This is a genomic window from Pseudoalteromonas sp. AS71 (genome assembly GCF_038900275.1).
Lineage (GTDB): Bacteria > Pseudomonadota > Gammaproteobacteria > Enterobacterales > Alteromonadaceae > Pseudoalteromonas.
The window spans coordinates 1-15380 of record NZ_JBBMQZ010000017.1 but is presented as its reverse complement, the minus strand read 5'-3'; the positions used below and the strand labels follow the sequence as shown (position 1 = coordinate 15380).

Annotated in this window: 12 protein-coding genes; 5 read left to right on the top strand and 7 right to left on the bottom strand. The window is 37.8% G+C overall.

Annotated features, from left to right (window positions below):
- Positions 1-176: 176 nt before the first annotated feature.
- From WNY98_RS13530 to WNY98_RS13500, 7 genes are all read right to left on the bottom strand, one after another.
- Positions 177-929 carry an amino acid ABC transporter substrate-binding protein gene (locus tag WNY98_RS13530; protein WP_342878130.1) on the bottom strand — a complete coding sequence of 251 codons (753 nt, stop codon included), beginning with the start codon at positions 927-929 and terminating at the stop codon, positions 177-179.
- Positions 930-1045: 116 nt separating this feature from the next.
- Positions 1046-1516: a methylated-DNA--[protein]-cysteine S-methyltransferase gene (locus WNY98_RS13525; RefSeq protein ID WP_342878129.1), complete on the bottom strand. Its 471-nt coding sequence runs from the start codon at positions 1514-1516 to the stop codon at positions 1046-1048.
- Complete coding sequence (locus WNY98_RS13520; RefSeq protein ID WP_342878128.1) at positions 1516-2868, bottom strand: AlkA N-terminal domain-containing protein; 1353 nt, start codon at positions 2866-2868, stop codon at positions 1516-1518. The genes WNY98_RS13525 and WNY98_RS13520 overlap by 1 nt, the downstream gene beginning before the upstream one ends.
- 74 nt (positions 2869-2942) lie before the next feature.
- Positions 2943-3554, bottom strand: coding sequence for a superoxide dismutase (locus WNY98_RS13515; protein WP_342878127.1), 612 nt, complete (start codon positions 3552-3554; stop codon positions 2943-2945).
- 12 nt (positions 3555-3566) lie between these two features.
- The gene (locus tag WNY98_RS13510) at positions 3567-4073 is read right to left on the bottom strand and encodes a hypothetical protein (protein WP_076924366.1); all 507 of its coding nucleotides are present in this window, start codon (positions 4071-4073) and stop codon (positions 3567-3569) included.
- A gap of 80 nt (positions 4074-4153) precedes the next feature.
- Complete coding sequence (locus WNY98_RS13505) at positions 4154-4636, bottom strand: GNAT family N-acetyltransferase (RefSeq protein WP_024593105.1); 483 nt, start codon at positions 4634-4636, stop codon at positions 4154-4156.
- A gap of 12 nt (positions 4637-4648) precedes the next feature.
- Positions 4649-9412, bottom strand: a complete 4764-nt coding sequence (locus WNY98_RS13500) for a PAS domain-containing protein (RefSeq protein WP_342878126.1) — start codon at positions 9410-9412, stop codon at positions 4649-4651.
- A 258-nt stretch (positions 9413-9670) separates the two neighbouring features.
- Between WNY98_RS13500 and WNY98_RS13495 the strand changes: the two genes are divergently transcribed.
- The 5 genes from WNY98_RS13495 (at position 9671) to bfr (WNY98_RS13475) (ending at position 15285) form a co-directional block, all read left to right on the top strand.
- Positions 9671-10546 (top strand): cation diffusion facilitator family transporter, encoded by an 876-nt coding sequence (locus tag WNY98_RS13495; protein WP_342878187.1) that lies wholly within the window; start codon positions 9671-9673, stop codon positions 10544-10546.
- A 57-nt stretch (positions 10547-10603) separates the two neighbouring features.
- The gene (locus WNY98_RS13490) at positions 10604-11674 is read left to right on the top strand and encodes a PepSY-associated TM helix domain-containing protein (RefSeq protein WP_342878125.1); all 1071 of its coding nucleotides are present in this window, start codon (positions 10604-10606) and stop codon (positions 11672-11674) included.
- A gap of 73 nt (positions 11675-11747) precedes the next feature.
- On the top strand, positions 11748-13880 hold the full coding sequence (locus WNY98_RS13485) for a TonB-dependent receptor (protein WP_342878124.1): 2133 nt from the start codon (positions 11748-11750) through the stop codon (positions 13878-13880).
- A gap of 457 nt (positions 13881-14337) precedes the next feature.
- A complete protein-coding gene (bfr, locus tag WNY98_RS13480; protein ID WP_002958985.1) occupies positions 14338-14808 on the top strand; it encodes a bacterioferritin in 471 nt (156 codons plus the stop codon).
- 12 nt (positions 14809-14820) lie between these two features.
- The gene (gene bfr / locus WNY98_RS13475) at positions 14821-15285 is read left to right on the top strand and encodes a bacterioferritin (protein WP_024593101.1); all 465 of its coding nucleotides are present in this window, start codon (positions 14821-14823) and stop codon (positions 15283-15285) included.
- Positions 15286-15380 lie beyond the last annotated feature (95 nt).

Below are 15380 nucleotides of genomic sequence, written 5' to 3'. Positions count from 1 at the left end.
TCAGGGCCTGTGACCTTTCAGGATTGTAATTTGTTCTATCTAGGGGCAGCGCGTGTTTGGCATTTATAATGCGTTATCGCCTATTTATGGGGACTAACCACACTACATAGGCTCCGCCTAGCCTAAAAAACAAACACGCTGCTGTAAATTTAACCTCGAAAGATAAACAGGCCCTTTTATTTAAGTGTTTTTAAGTATTTAATATACACAGGTGCACTTTCAAATTTTGATAACCATTGCCACATTGCCAAGCTTAGAGTGCTATTTTCTTCGTAGAATTTTTTAGAAAAAACAAGGTAATCATGGCTGGTTTCGTAAGGGGGATAAATAGGTTTAACATTATTACCCTCATACGGATAACTCGACACTTTTAAGCCATCAACTTGGCACAGATCAACGCTCGCCTGCACCACGCCCTTATCTAGCAACTCAAAAGCTTTGCTTTTAGAAAACGTATTATGAATAAAAAATGGTTCTTCTTTCAACGCGCTATTTAGTCCATAGCCATTAGGAATAGCTATCGTAAATGCTTTATTTTGAAATACTTCGCGAATCTCCCATTCTTTATGAAATTTATAACGCCCTATAAGGCAGCTACCAAATTCACTTACTGCATACTCTTCTTGTAACTTACCTTGTTCATCAACAGGGTAAACAGCAACATTTTCTCGTCCTGTGCGGTAACTTGCAATAACAGCATTCACTCGATTAAATTCTAAATCGTTTAAGCATCTACGCCATGGCTTTCTAACAAATGATATTGCTACATTGGGCAATGCTAGATCAAGTTGTTGGAGTATTTCGATTGATGCTCCGGGTTTATCTATTGGTATATTTTGGCCATCACCTAAAAACATGGGTTCTATGTTTTTGTCTTCGTAACAAAACACAAGATTCTGTGCCTTGCCAAACGCAGTCGCAGTAAACATTAAACTCACAATAAAAAAGCAAACTAAGCTATTAATACGCATAAGAATTTTTATTAGTTAATTATAATTCAATTGTAGCCTGAGTTAAGCAGACTGACTATATTTTATCAATTAATTTACATTAATCCTTCGTGTTTCAGCAACCATAGTTTTCTATCAAGCCCACCTGCATAACCCGTTAACTTTGCATTTGCGCCAATAATTCGGTGACAAGGCACTATAATACTAATCGGGTTTTTACCATTAGCAGCACCTACCGCCCTCACTGCTTTTGGGTTATTCAGTTGGCTTGCAATATAACCGTATGTTTGCGACTGTCCAAAAGGTACCGTTAATAATGCTTGCCATACACTGTGCTGAAATACCGTACCGCTTGTATCAAGTGGTACATCAAAAGTAGTGCGACTTTTTGCAAAGTACTCATTTAACTGCGCAGCGCAAATAAGCACCGCCTTGTTAGTGACTTGCTCAAATGGCGTATAAGAGTGTTCAACTGGTGGATAAAACCCAACATAACTCACGCCTTTTTCGGTCGCTTGAATAATTATGTCGTCTATTGGGCTCGAAATTGATGTTTGAATTATCATTATAATTGCTGCCAAAGTTGAAAAGTTAAGTAAGATCGAAAAGGAGCGCAATTAGCAGGCTCAAACGGGTTTGCCGCTGCTTGTGCTTTTTTAACACCTAAATCACCATCAAGTAATATATCGGGTTGGCTTTGTCCTCGCAGCTTTGCATAATTTACTGTCCAAGGGCCAATTCCTTTTAAGCTAAGCCATTCATCTAAATCGTCATTTTCAGGATTTAGTGCACAAAAATGGGCTAAATTGTGCAGTGCATTTTTGCGGGCTTGTGGCATTTTAAAAAAAGCAAAATCACTATCAGCAACAATTTTAGCTGTGGGGAAGTAAACAGCATCACCCTCTTTTTCGCCTAATTCATCAACTAACTTTGTTACTAAATTATGCGCCGCAGTAACACTGACTTGTTGTCCAAGTACTGCCCTTATCCCTGCTTCAAAACTTGACCAAATCCCCGGAAGCCTGAGCCCTTCACACACTGTAAATGCATTATTTATATTAGCGCTTAAATGCATTTGAATTAAATTAATATCAGCGTCTAAATCAAGCACACGGCGTATATTATTTATAACAGTTTGTAAGTACAACGTATTATCTATATTGATAGACACACTAAAGTGGTTTTTACTCGCTATAAATTCAGCGGTAAAACTTCCTTTATATTGCTCACTTGCAAAAGTACGTCCGTAGCTCGTTTGCGTTATCCACTCCATTGGCTTTATCAAACGCCTTTGCAAAAAGCCCTGCAAAGCGGGCCAATTATAAGGCGGCCTAAATGGTAACGTTAATGTGAGTGTTGACGTTGGTTTTTTATCGCTACTACGTAGCTTCGAGGGAGCTATATTTAACTGCTGTAAAAATGCATCATTAAAGCGCCTAATGCTTTTAAAGCCTGCGGAAAACGCTATTTCGGTAAGGGGTAAATGTGTTTCTTGAATCAGCTTTTTAGCAAAGTGACATTGGTTAAACAATCGATATTGCGTAATCGACACACCAAAATACAGCTTAAACAACTGTCTTAAATAACGACTACTTACACCTAAACGAGCTGCTAAATTTTCGCAGTCGTGCTCATCATTTTGATCTATTAACTGTTTTGCTCTAAGTGCAGTCGTTTTTGTACCCTGCCATGCTGCGCTGCCTGGGGCACTATCGGGTCTGCATCGTATACAGGGTCTAAAACCATCTTGCGCCGCGTTATGGGCAAACTGATAATAAACAACGTTTTTTTCGTGAGCCGTTGGTGCAGGGCAAATAGGTCTGCAATAAATACCGGTACTTTTTACCGCTACGTAAAAAAGCCCGTCAAAACGAGGATCGCGGCTCTGACGTGCTTTTTGCCAATGTGAATTGTCCATAAGCGGCTCTGTAAAATTATCTAATAGAGCCTAGCTTATAGAAAATAAACTGTATTACTAGCCATATTCGGCACTCAACCGATAGCCAATAAATAACGCCTTTGTACTTCTTGCCAATTAACTACATTATAAAAAGCGGCAATATAGTCAGGGCGCTTATTTTGATACTTCAAATAATAGGCATGCTCCCATACATCAAGTCCCAAAATAGGTGTATTCCCGTGCATTAAAGGGCTATCTTGATTAGCGCTATTTTGTATAATCAGCTTTTTATCTGGCGTGACACATAACCATGCCCAGCCACTACCAAATTGGCTAATTGCCGCGGCTGTAAATTCCTCTTTAAACTTATCAAAACCGCCTAGTTGCTCATTTATAGCCTGAGCCACAATACCTTCAGGTTTACCACCTCCTTGTGGGCTCATTACTTGCCAAAATAAGCTGTGATTAAAATGCCCTCCTACATGCTCTTGTACTGCTTTTTGCAGATTACTAGGCAGGCTGTTTATTCCCTTAAGTAATTTTTCAACATTTACGTTTTCATACTCAGTATCTGCTAAAGCAGCATTGGCTTTATTGATATACGTTTGATGATGCAGTGTGTGGTGAATATGCATCGTTTTACTGTCAATATGAGGTTCTAATGCATCGTATTCATAATCTAGTTTAGGTAAAGTAAACGTCATAAATAGTCCTTTTTAGTGCAATTGTTTGTTTGAAGGTGTGTTTGAGCTTAAACAAAAATTAACTTGCTCAATCAGTTCTGGAAGAGAAGGGTACCGGCGTGCAAATGACACAAGTTCAGAGGAAGTTTTAATGTAATGATGCTTACTCACTTTTTGTATATCGTAATGAGTATGCTTTGTTAAAGAACAAAGCGTTAGGTGTATTTCGCATAGCCATTTACATGCATTTTCTGGCTGCTGCATAGCTATATAGGTATCAGCTAAATTATGCGACGCAACAACAAGTGCGGGTATACAATGCTCAATAGCATAAATGGCATTGTTATTAATCTGAGCATATAAAAACTGCTGAAGGAGATGATCCGCAAGCGTTTTGGCTAATAAGTATTTATCGCGTGCTTCGAGTAAAGCACCCTGCTCAAATGCATAATTACCTTGCATTATGTTCGACTGCCAAGGGCTTAATGCTTGCTCAAGATAGAGTAGATCTGGGTGGGGCTGTTTTTGACCTGAGATCATATAATCATCTGCACATTTAATTATTGAGTGTGTATTTAACTTACACACCCAACAACCCAAATGCAAATGATTTTCATTAACTATTTGGCGAAATCTAATAATTCCTGCCCTGTTAAGCGATATATAATCCATTCGTTTTGAGGCTTTGCGCCAATACTGTTGTAAAAATCGATAGCGGGTTTATTCCAATCAAGCACCACCCATTCAAAACGACCACAGTTATTACTAATCGCCTTATTAGCTAAGTGCTTCATAATGGCTTTGCCTGCACCATTGCCACGACTATCTGGGCTTACGTATAAATCCTCAAGGTATAGGCCATTTTTACCTAACCAAGTAGAGTAATTATAAAAATATACTGCAAAACCAATTGGCTCATCGCCCTCTAAACAAATTATGCTGTGCGCGGTTGCCCCTTCGCTAAACAAAGTATCTAAAATTGCTTGTTCATCGGTTTTTACCGCATCCGGTTCTTTTTCGTATATGGCAAGTTCGGTAATAAAGTGCAAAATTGTTTTTGCGTCACTTGGTTTTGCATCACGTATTATAACGGGTTGGCTCATTGTATTTTTACCTTAAATATACTGCTCTAATTTATCTTTTAAAATATCTAATTGAATAGGTTTACTCAAATAATCATCCATTCCAGCTGTAATACAACGCTCTTTATCGGAGTCCATTGCATTAGCGGTGATAGCAATAATTCTAATATTTTTGTGCTGTTCACCCGCTAATCCTTTGCGAATAGCCGCGGTTGAAGCAAAACCATCCATAACAGGCATTTGGCAATCCATAAGCACGAGCTTAAAGAACCCTGAATCGTGAGCTTTTAATATATCAATTGCCAGTTGACCATTCCCGGCAATCGTAACATCACAATTAAGCTTTTTGAGCATTAATTTAGCCACCTGTTGGTTAATGGGATTATCTTCTACCAATAATATTTGGGAAGACTCCTGTACCTTTTCTTTTTTGAGTGACGAAATATAACCTGACGTAACGAGTGGAAGCACTTCTCCTGCTCCATTACTCGTAATAACGGACAGTGCAGAAATTAAATCAGCGGTGGTTACTGGTTTAGGGAAATATGCCTGAAAACCAGCATCAGAATAGCGCTGCGCGCCTTCCATACCAGCAATACTAGTCATCATTACAAGTGGCATTGATTTATAATGTTCATGTGCTTTTAATGCTTTACAAAGCTCTATGCCATCCATTCCTGGCATCTGCATATCAAGCACTGCAATATCATACATGCAATTGTTACTTTTATACTGCTGCGCGCACATATCAAGAGCTTCGCCTGCGTCACATGCAAGCGCAACTTTAGCACCCCAGTGCTCAAGCTGCTGTGAAATTACAATTCGATTTGTCTCGTTATCATCAACAACCAAAACGGTTAGCTCTTCCATATTAATATTAGGAATATAGCGCTCTTTTTGATCTCCCGGAGTCAGCATTATAGAGGCAGTAAAGGTGCTTCCTTTACCTGCTTCGCTAGTGACAGAAATAGCCCCCCCCATTAGCTCACAAAGTTGTTTACAGATGGCAAGCCCTAAGCCACTGCCCCCGTATTCACGCGTTGTTGATGCATCGACCTGAGAAAAAGGGGTAAATAATTGCTGTTGCTTTTCTTTACTTATTCCTATGCCTGAGTCTTTTACACTTACAACAAACTCTAAACCTTGAGCTACTTTATTAATTTTCGCGCTTACAACAACCTCGCCTTGACTCGTAAACTTAACAGCGTTGCTTAATAAATTAGTAATAACTTGGCGAATGCGCCCAGGATCGCCGCATAACTGCGAAGGCTCTAGCGCCACCAGATCCAAAATAATTTCAATACCCTTATCTTGAGCTGTAAATGCTTGTGCGGCAGCAACTTCACCAATTAAATCACGTCCATTAAAGTTAATCTCTTCAAGCTCGATTTTACCTGCTTCAGCTTTAGAGAAATCTAGAATATCATTAATTACACCCAATAAAGAATGTGCACTTTTTTTGGCGATGTCTACTTTTGTCTCTATTGGCTTAGGTAATGATTCTAATTGAACAAGCTCTAGCATACCGAGCACACCATTCATTGGCGTTCTTATTTCGTGACTCATAGTTGCTAAGAATTGACTCTTAGCAAGCGCTGCATCTTCAGCTTTAACAAGCGCTACTTTTAACTCCTCACTAATTACTTTACGCTGCTGAGAAACTAAAGAGCTTCCCACTAAAGTAGCTAATGATCGAAGATACGTTTCTTCGCTTTGCGTCCAATTGTGGTGCTCGCCTACCGTTTCAGCACACAAAATACCTAAATTACCATCGCCAGTTGCTATCACTGCATCAAGCATCGATTTAATATTTAGTGGTTTTGCATACGCTTCTATAAAATCGGCCGTTGCTGGGTGCGTATAAACATCATCAATAGCTACTAAGTTTTGCTTATAAATGGCGTTATAATATTCAGGGTAGTCTTTAGCAGTTAAAACAGCATTTGTATCTACAAAACCTTGCCCTTTAATGTATAAACTATGACATGTCATCACATCTCGTTTATCGTTAAAAATCCATACCGAAGCGCGAGCAATATCTAGCACTTCACACATAGATTTAACTGCTAACTTTTTAACTTGTTCTACATTACTGTTTTGTACTTCAGGGGCAACAGTAAGTGCGGCTAAATTTTTGTTATACCTGTTTGTTTTTTCGCTTTCGAGTTCAAGTCGCTTATGCGCATCAATACTTTGAAACGAGCCAAAAACACGTACGCATTTTCCATCTCTAAGCTCTGCTTGGCCCATTGATTTAACCCAACGCTCCTGCCCCGAATAAGTTAAAATAATAAGCTCAACACTCCAACTTTCACCTAAAGTCACAGCGCATTCAAACAAGGTACTTATAGTGTCTCGGTGTATTCCTGGTTTATAAAAATCAATTGCGGTATCTATGCTAGGCTCATAACCCTCTGGTACCTCATGAATAACTTTAACTTCATCAGACCAATAAAGCGTATGCGCCTCTAAGTCAATTTCCCATGCGCCAATCTGACCTTGCTTACTCATTGATTCGAGTAAATTTTGCTGACGATTTATTTCTAATTGAGTATTGTAACGATCCGTAATATCTAAAATAAACCCATCTAAATACAATATGTTGCCATCATCTGCGTAAATCGCTTGGCCTTTTTCGTTTACCCAATGCAAGGAACCATCGCGGGCTGTAATTCTATACTCAACAGACCATGGTTGCTTGGCGCCGACACAGCTTAATATTTCAGCTTTTATTTTTGTAGAATCGTCATCGCATATTAAATCAAAAAAGTTAATGGCTTCGCTATGTATCAACTCATCAGGCGAATAGCCTGTTATTTCACTCGCTTGGTCGCTCATATAAAGCATGCTTAATTTGTCATCAAATTTACATCGATAAATAATGCCCGGTATATTTGATACTAAAGATGCAAACCTATCTCGACTTCCTTGCAATTCATGCTGTGTAGATTTTTGATCAGATATGTCTAAATGCGTACCTATCATGCGCTTTGGAGAGCCATCGGTATTCCACTCAACTATTTTTGCAGTATCGAGAACCCAGATCCAATGTCCGCTTTTATGTTTCATGCGGGCTTCACTAACATAATAGTCAGTCTCACCGGCAAAGTGCTCTTGAAGTTTTTTATTCGATATCACTAAGTCGTCTGGGTGAGCATATGTATACCAAGTATCTATAGTGCATGGTTCAAGCTCGCTGAGTTTGTAACCTATAATCTCGGCCCAGCGTTTATTAAACGTCACCTTATTAGTATCAATATACCAATCCCAAATACCCACGGCTGTTGAGTCAATCACTAGCTGTAACTGTGTTTTGTGTTGCTCAAGCTCTAGCTCTTGTACTTTAAGGGCTGTAATGTCATTACGAATAGCAATATAGTTTTGCGGTTTTCCATTTTCATCTAAAAATGGTGCAATCGTCGTATCTACCCAATATATTCCACCATGCTTAGCTTTATTGCATATTTGCCCGTTCCATATATCACCACGTTTAAGCGTTTTATACATATTTTTAAAAAATGCTTTTTCGTGTTTTCCTGAATTTAAAAGGCGATGGTTTTGACCTATTAATTCGTGTTCATCGTAACCACTAATCTCACAAAATTTCTTATTTACAAAAGTGATAGTGCCATGCAAATCAGTTACAGCAACTATAGCGTGTTCATCTAATGCACTTTTTTGCTCGGCTAATTGTTTTAATGCAATTTGAAGTGCAGAGCGTTGTTTTTGTAATATACTTTGTTGCTCTTCTTTTACGGCTACTAAATTACGTAAACCCAATGAAAGTTGGTTAAACTCAATACTGTCGTTTATTACAGGGACTTTTACCTTGTCTCCTTTTGTAATACTTTCAACAATTTTAGCTAAGTTAATTAAAGGTCTAGAAAGTCGACGCCCAAACCACCACGATGACGTTAATATAAGCAGTAATGCCCCAGCATTTGTTAATAAAGCAAGCTGTTTATAAAAATTAGCGCCTTGTAGTGCAACTTCTTTTGGTTTTGTTACAAGTAACTGCCATCCAGATCCATTTAAAAACTCTAAAGAATCAATATACCCGTATAAAGTATCTTCATTTTGATTACTGTAAGAAAAAACACGTTGCGTTGGGGAGCCGCTTTGAGAGAAAAATAATGGTTGGGAATCGTCTGAATTATTATTTTTTTGAATTTTATTATTATGCATAACATAAAATGTTATGTCTTTATTTGCAGCGTGTATTTTACTTAAATTATTTAATAAGCCGTTTAAATTTATATCTGCGAACAATATGGCTTGTAACTTATTTTCGGTATTTACTAACGGTAAGCCAATAATATGATATTCACGCCCTGAGGCAGTCGTTGACTGGAATTGGATTTTTCCTGTATTTTTAATACCCGTGCGTATGTCGTCAAAGCGTTGATCTTTAATAACATTAAAAAAGGGTGATGAAGGTAGTGATTTAACGAGGTTTACATCAATAAGCTCTACATGATTAACGAAGTCGTACTGCTCAATAAACTGATTAATTAATTTTTGTTTTTTAGCAGAGCTAATATCAAGTTGTGACCTAAGCAAATATAAATCTTTAACATGGTCTGCAAACCAAATATCAGCAAATTGCTTGCCTATATTATTGAGCTCGTTAAGTTCGGTGTCTGCATTTTGTTTAAGCGTGCTATTTACGTGTTCAAGACTAAACCACGTAAGTATACAAAGTGGCCCTAAAGCTATAATTATAAAGGTTATAATTAACTTACTTCGAACAGATTGTCCTTTACCTGTTAATTCACCAAAGTTTAAACCTTTGTCCATGCTTAATACCCAGCAGCTTTTAATCATTTAATATTACTTACATTAATGCACTAAATATATAAAGACGCAAGTTTTGAGCCGTAAACTCGTTAAAAACTCGACATTTAGCGTGACAATATTAAATTCACGCATTTAAGAAAATACGCCTTTATCATTAACTTATAATTACGTTTATGTACGCTACAACTTCTGTAGCTGTTTTAAACAGCCCATGATATAAGGAATATTCAGTCAATGTATTTGAGGGGGATTATGGCGATGGCGCACGATCATTCACATAGTCATGTAGACGAAAACCAAAGTAATAAGCAGCTCACCGTTGCAGTTTTTATTAATGTATTACTAACCATTGCCCAAGTTATTGGTGGGTTATTTTCGGGCAGTTTGTCACTTATAGCAGATGCACTTCATAACTTAAGTGATGCCGCCGCTATCTTTATAGCCTTGATTGCACGAAAAATCGGTAATAAACCAGCTGATGACACTCATCACTTTGGCTATAAACGCGCTGAAATACTCGCCACTTTTTTTAATAGCAGTACACTAATAATAATCGGTGTGTATTTAATTTTTGAATCAATTTCGAGTTATTTAAACCCTCAACCAATTAATGGTTGGATAGTTGTGTGGGTGGCCGCAATAGCGTTAGTGATTGATTTAGCAACAGCGTATTTAACCTATCGAGCTGGTGCAAATCACAGTATAAATATAAAAGCAGCCTTCATTCATAACGTATCAGATGCAATGGCATCTATTGTGGTTATCATTGCTGGCACCTTAATTATTTTATATCAATGGTATATTGTTGATTTAATCGCCACTGTACTTATTTCTATGTATGTAATTTATCTTGGCATTTTACTTTTAAAACAAAGCTGCAAAGTTTTAATGCAAGCAGCGCCTGACAATATCGACACACACGCAATATCGGATGCTATTAGTAGTAAATTTAATATCGAATCGGTAACCAGTATTAAGCTTTGGCAATTAGACGATAAAGAAAACTACTGCGAGCTTATTATTAGCACTCAGCAAGCAATTAATTTGCAAGCCATAAAAATATTTTTACACGATAATTATAATATCGAAAATTGCATAATAGAAATCCAACCAAATACACAACTATTTAATTGAAAACAGCTCGTATTATCATTTACAATATTAGCATTAACTCATAATGAGATACCGTTTTTGAAAATTTGGTTACGTAAAATTCATTTAGGCCTCGCCCTTATTAGCGGACTATTTTTATTAATAGTGAGCTTAACCGGTGCTGTTATGATTTATGCAAAAGACATTCAGCACTTAATAGAACCCGCAAAATGGCAAGTAACACCACAAGCTACTTTTATGTATTACGATGAGTTGATACAAAACGTACAAACTCAAACTAAGCAAAAAATCACTTTTTTTATGCCAGAGCAAGCACCGGAAGCCGCATGGCAGTTTAGGTTAGCTAATGAACACTACGCTAGTGTTAATCCCTATTCAGGGAGTGTACTAAACGTCTATGAATCAACCGATACTATTTATGGGTTTGCCCAAGGCTTACATCGCTGGCTGTTGTTTGAAAACAGTAAGGGTGAAAAAACCTTTCGAAATTGGATGTCCGTGTGTGCATTGCTGCTGCTAGTAAATGTATTACTTGGTTTTTACTTATGGGTAAAACCAAAAAACAGAGTTAAACGTTTAGCTATAAAACCAAAAGCCAAATTTAGAGTGCTCATGTATCAATTACATACAGTACTTGGTGTTTACTTTTTTATACCCCTTATGCTTATTGCTTTTACTGGCATGGCATTTAACTGGAAAACACAAACTCAATCTGTATTAGAATTTGTAACGTTTAACAAAGTAGAGCAAAGACCTAAAGCGCCAAAAATAATCCCCCTTTCTCAAGCTGTTTTAAATTATAACGAAGCAATAAAAAATGCCGAGAGCGTATTCCCTGATGGCAAAACATATAGAATTTACTTGCCTAAGAAAGATGACGAAGCAATTGCACTGAGAATGCAAAACCCTGGCGAAAGCCATGCTCACAGCTGGGTTTGGACTAACCCATTTACTGGTAAAGTATTAAACTCATTTGACGCCAGTAAAACCAACTTCACAACACAAGCATGGAACTTTAAGTATAAATTTCACATTGGTGATTTTGCAGGTCCTATAGTGCAGTTTTTATGGTTATTAATAGCCCTTTCACTCGCATTTTTTATTGTAAGCGGTGTGTATTTTTGGTTAAAACGCCACAAATGGAAATAAATCTCATTAACACTTGCGTCATTAGTTGATAATAATTACCATTACGCAACTTATTATCAACTAAGACCCTCCCATGTTAAAAACTTCGCTTTGCCTTATTGCTGTTGCAATAAGTGCTAACACGTTAGCAAATGAAAATAATAATGAATACACTTCTGATCAGTTAGAGCATGTGATTGTATCTGGCAGCCGAATATCAGAAAGCATTGACGAAGTACCAGCCTCAATTACCGTTATTAATCAGCAACAAATACAGCAGCATTTAAAAGTAAGCTCAGAGCTGGGGAGTTTACTCGCGCAAATGGTTCCAGGCCTTGCACCTAACACTGGCAGCTCAAGTAATTCAGGACAAACACTGCGTGGTCGCGCGCCATTAATAATGATTGATGGCGTACCGCAATCAACCCCTCTTCGTAATGGTTCATTAGGTGTAAAAACGTTAGACGCAAGCGCAATAGCGCGCATTGAAGTCATAAAAGGAGCAACCTCTATTTATGGTAATGGTGCCTCAGGTGGCATTATTAACTACATAACAAAACAAGCGCGTAGTGATGGTAAACCGGAAGGCGAAATAAGTATTTCAAGTCGCTTTAGCACTGTTAAGTTAGCAGAAAGTGGCGGCGGTAGAATATCAGCAGCAGTAAACGGTAAACTTGATAAATTAAGCTATCTACTAACAGCAAGCTATGAAGAAAACGGCGTACAACGCGATGCTGAGGGCGATATTTTAGGCTTGCAATATGGTTTATCTGATTCTGAAACTCAAAACTACTTTACAAAGTTAAGTTACGATTTTGACGACGAAAAACAACTTCAGTTTAGCTACAACTTTTACAGCTCACAACAAAAAACAGACTTAGGCGATGTGACTGGCGATGGCAATATAGGGGGAAAAACATACGCTATACACGTCCCTTTAGAGCTTCAAAAACAAGGTAAACCGCAAGGCCCTGAAGGCAACGAGAATATAACCCTAAAATATGTTGATTACGCGCTGTTTGAAAACACACAAATGACCCTCGATCTATATAAACAAAATATAGAAAACGTGTTCTTTTTCTCAACCGCTTTAGCCAATCTTGATGAAGGTTACAGCGGTGGTCAATCGGTTATTAAATCAGATAAACAAGGTGCACGAGCCACGTTTAATAGCCAGTTTGATTTTGAAAATGTAACAGCCACCCTAATCTACGGCATTGATGCCTTAAACGATAAAACATCGCAACCTTTAGTAGATGGCCGAGTGTGGGTGCCAGAAATGGACATGGAAAGTATTGCCGGCTTTTTACAAACAAAATGGGTAATAAACGATGATATTATCCTAAAAGCAGGCGTAAGAAACGAAAGCATCGATTTGAGCGTAAGTGATTATCAAACATTAAAGCTGTGCAGAACCGAATCACAATGCTCAGTGCCATTGAGTGTGCGTGGCGACAGTATTAATTACGACGCGACAACCTATAACGCTGGTATAAAATACAATTTAACAGAGGCGTTTAGTCCATTTTTTAGTTACTCACAGGGCTCTGACATTTCTGATATTGGTCGCCTACTTCGCTCTGCGACCGTTGAAGATATTGCGCTTATTCAAACCCAAGCTTCAATAATCGATAATTACGAAGTTGGTTTTACCTCACAGTTTGAAAACGTGCGTTTTGAATTTGCACTTTACAGAAGTACCTCAGAGCTTGGTACAAGTAGTGAATATAATGAAGTAACGGGTGTTTACGAACCCGTACGTGCACCACAAGAAATATGGGGTTACGAAGGGCTAGTTAACTACACTATTACCCAAGACCTTAAATTAAGTGCTACTTACAGCTATGTTGAAGGTAAAAACACCGAGACAGATGACTATTTAGGCGCAAGCCAAATTAGCCCACCTAAAGCAACAGCTAATGTAACATGGCAAACAAATGACGAACTATCACTTGCAATGAGCTTTTTATACGTAGGCGACAGAAAGCGCTTTGATAAAAACGCACAAGGCCAATACTCCGGCGATCAGGGCCCTGTTAGTAGCTACAACACATTTAACTTAAGTGGCCAATATAATGTTAACGCCAAGTGGAGTGGCTATTTTGGAATAGAAAACCTGTTTAATAGCGATTACTACCCAGCCCGCGCACAAGCTTATACTTACGGTGGGTACAACATTAAAGGATTAGGCACAACTGCAACGTTGGGCGCTACATACCAATTTTAACAAATAAACACACACTATAGGCATGCCCTGCATGCCTATATGCTTAACCTGAGCTCTGGTTAAGAGATTTACTGACGTATTGAATCATGGAGATATTTAAATTGATTTTCTCTAGCCAGAGATTCTCAGTGAAAACAAGGCGACTCTACGCGTCAATAGCTAGCCTATTGCAAGTAAATTCAACGCAGTTAGCGCTGAAAATAGCTGCTCGAGATAGATTTATTATCCAGAGTTCAGGTTAATTAACAAATCCCACATAAATAGACGTCTCACTTTTTTATTTAAGGCGTCTATTAGATGCTAATGCAAATAAAAAACTGTCCATAAACCAAGCAGTAACGCAAACTTAAATAAGAATCAAAACCAATAGTAACGCAATGATTTTTATAGAGAAAACTTGCAATATAGGCTATTTGTACTACACTGCATACAATTGAAATAGTTAAGGCGATTTATCATGAAAGGTAATCAAAAAGTAATTGATGCGTTTAATACATTGTTAGCTAACGAATTAGCAGCAATCGACCAGTATTTTATACACTCGCGCATGTATGACGACTGGGGTTTAAACAAACTATACGAGCGCCTTAACCACGAAATGGAAGAAGAAAAAGATCACGCAGACTGGCTTATTAAGCGCATCTTGTTTTTAGAAGGTGTGCCAAATATGACTAAACGCCGTGATTTACTTATCGGTAACGACGTAAAAAGCATGATGCAAAACGATTTAACACTAGAACTTGAAGTAGTTGCGTGTGTTAAAGACGTTATCGCAATATGTGAAGAACAACAAGATTATCAATCTCGTAGCATTTTAGAAAAACTGTTATTTGATACCGAAGAAGATCATGTTTACTGGTTAGAGCAACAACTTGGCTTAATTGATAAGATTGGTTCTGAAAATTATCATCAAGCACAAATGGCTTAGTAGGAGCATATTATGAAAGGCGATAAAGACGTTATTGCAGCGCTTAATAAAGTACTCGCTAATGAGCTTGTTGGTATTAACCAATACTTTCTACATGCACGCATGTTTAAAGATTTTGGCTTCACTCAACTAGACAAAGCAGATTACAAAGTATCTATTCAAAAAATGAAAAACGCCGATCGTTTAATCGAACGTATTTTGTTTTTAGAAGGTTTACCAAATCTTCAAGACCTAGGCCGACTGCGTATTGGTGAAAACAGCGAAGAAATGATTGCAGCTAACATGAGTTTTGAACTTGATACTATTGGTGAGTTACAAAGCGCAGTTAAACTGGCTGAAAGCAAAAAAGATTATATTACCCGTGAAGCCCTTGACCATATTTTAAATGAGCAAGAAGAGCAAATTGATTGGTTAGAAACCCAACAATTACTTATTAAAAATACGGGCATTAAAAACTACTTGCAGTCTCAACTGTAAATAGTATGTCCCATCCTTAAATAGGTTGACGGTTTTAATGAAAGACTTGGTGCGAAAGCGCCAGGTCTTTTTTATGCACTTGATTTGGTGTTTTC

What these genes read in the sequence shown, in the direction of transcription:
- WNY98_RS13495 (WP_342878187.1), top strand. Translation starts at nt 9,671, where the DNA reads ATGGCGCACGATCATTCACATAGTCATGTAGACGAAAACCAAAGTAAT.
- WNY98_RS13500 (WP_342878126.1), bottom strand. Translation starts at nt 9,412, where the DNA reads ATGGACAAAGGTTTAAACTTTGGTGAATTAACAGGTAAAGGACAATCT.
- WNY98_RS13520 (WP_342878128.1), bottom strand. Translation starts at nt 2,868, where the DNA reads ATGGACAATTCACATTGGCAAAAAGCACGTCAGAGCCGCGATCCTCGT.
- WNY98_RS13515 (WP_342878127.1), bottom strand. Translation starts at nt 3,554, where the DNA reads ATGACGTTTACTTTACCTAAACTAGATTATGAATACGATGCATTAGAA.
- WNY98_RS13510 (WP_076924366.1), bottom strand. Translation starts at nt 4,073, where the DNA reads ATGATCTCAGGTCAAAAACAGCCCCACCCAGATCTACTCTATCTTGAG.
- WNY98_RS13525 (WP_342878129.1), bottom strand. Translation starts at nt 1,516, where the DNA reads ATGATAATTCAAACATCAATTTCGAGCCCAATAGACGACATAATTATT.
- WNY98_RS13530 (WP_342878130.1), bottom strand. Translation starts at nt 929, where the DNA reads ATGTTTACTGCGACTGCGTTTGGCAAGGCACAGAATCTTGTGTTTTGT.
- WNY98_RS13485 (WP_342878124.1), top strand. Translation starts at nt 11,748, where the DNA reads ATGTTAAAAACTTCGCTTTGCCTTATTGCTGTTGCAATAAGTGCTAAC.
- bfr (WP_002958985.1), top strand. Translation starts at nt 14,338, where the DNA reads ATGAAAGGTAATCAAAAAGTAATTGATGCGTTTAATACATTGTTAGCT.
- bfr (WP_024593101.1), top strand. Translation starts at nt 14,821, where the DNA reads ATGAAAGGCGATAAAGACGTTATTGCAGCGCTTAATAAAGTACTCGCT.
- WNY98_RS13505 (WP_024593105.1), bottom strand. Translation starts at nt 4,636, where the DNA reads ATGAGCCAACCCGTTATAATACGTGATGCAAAACCAAGTGACGCAAAA.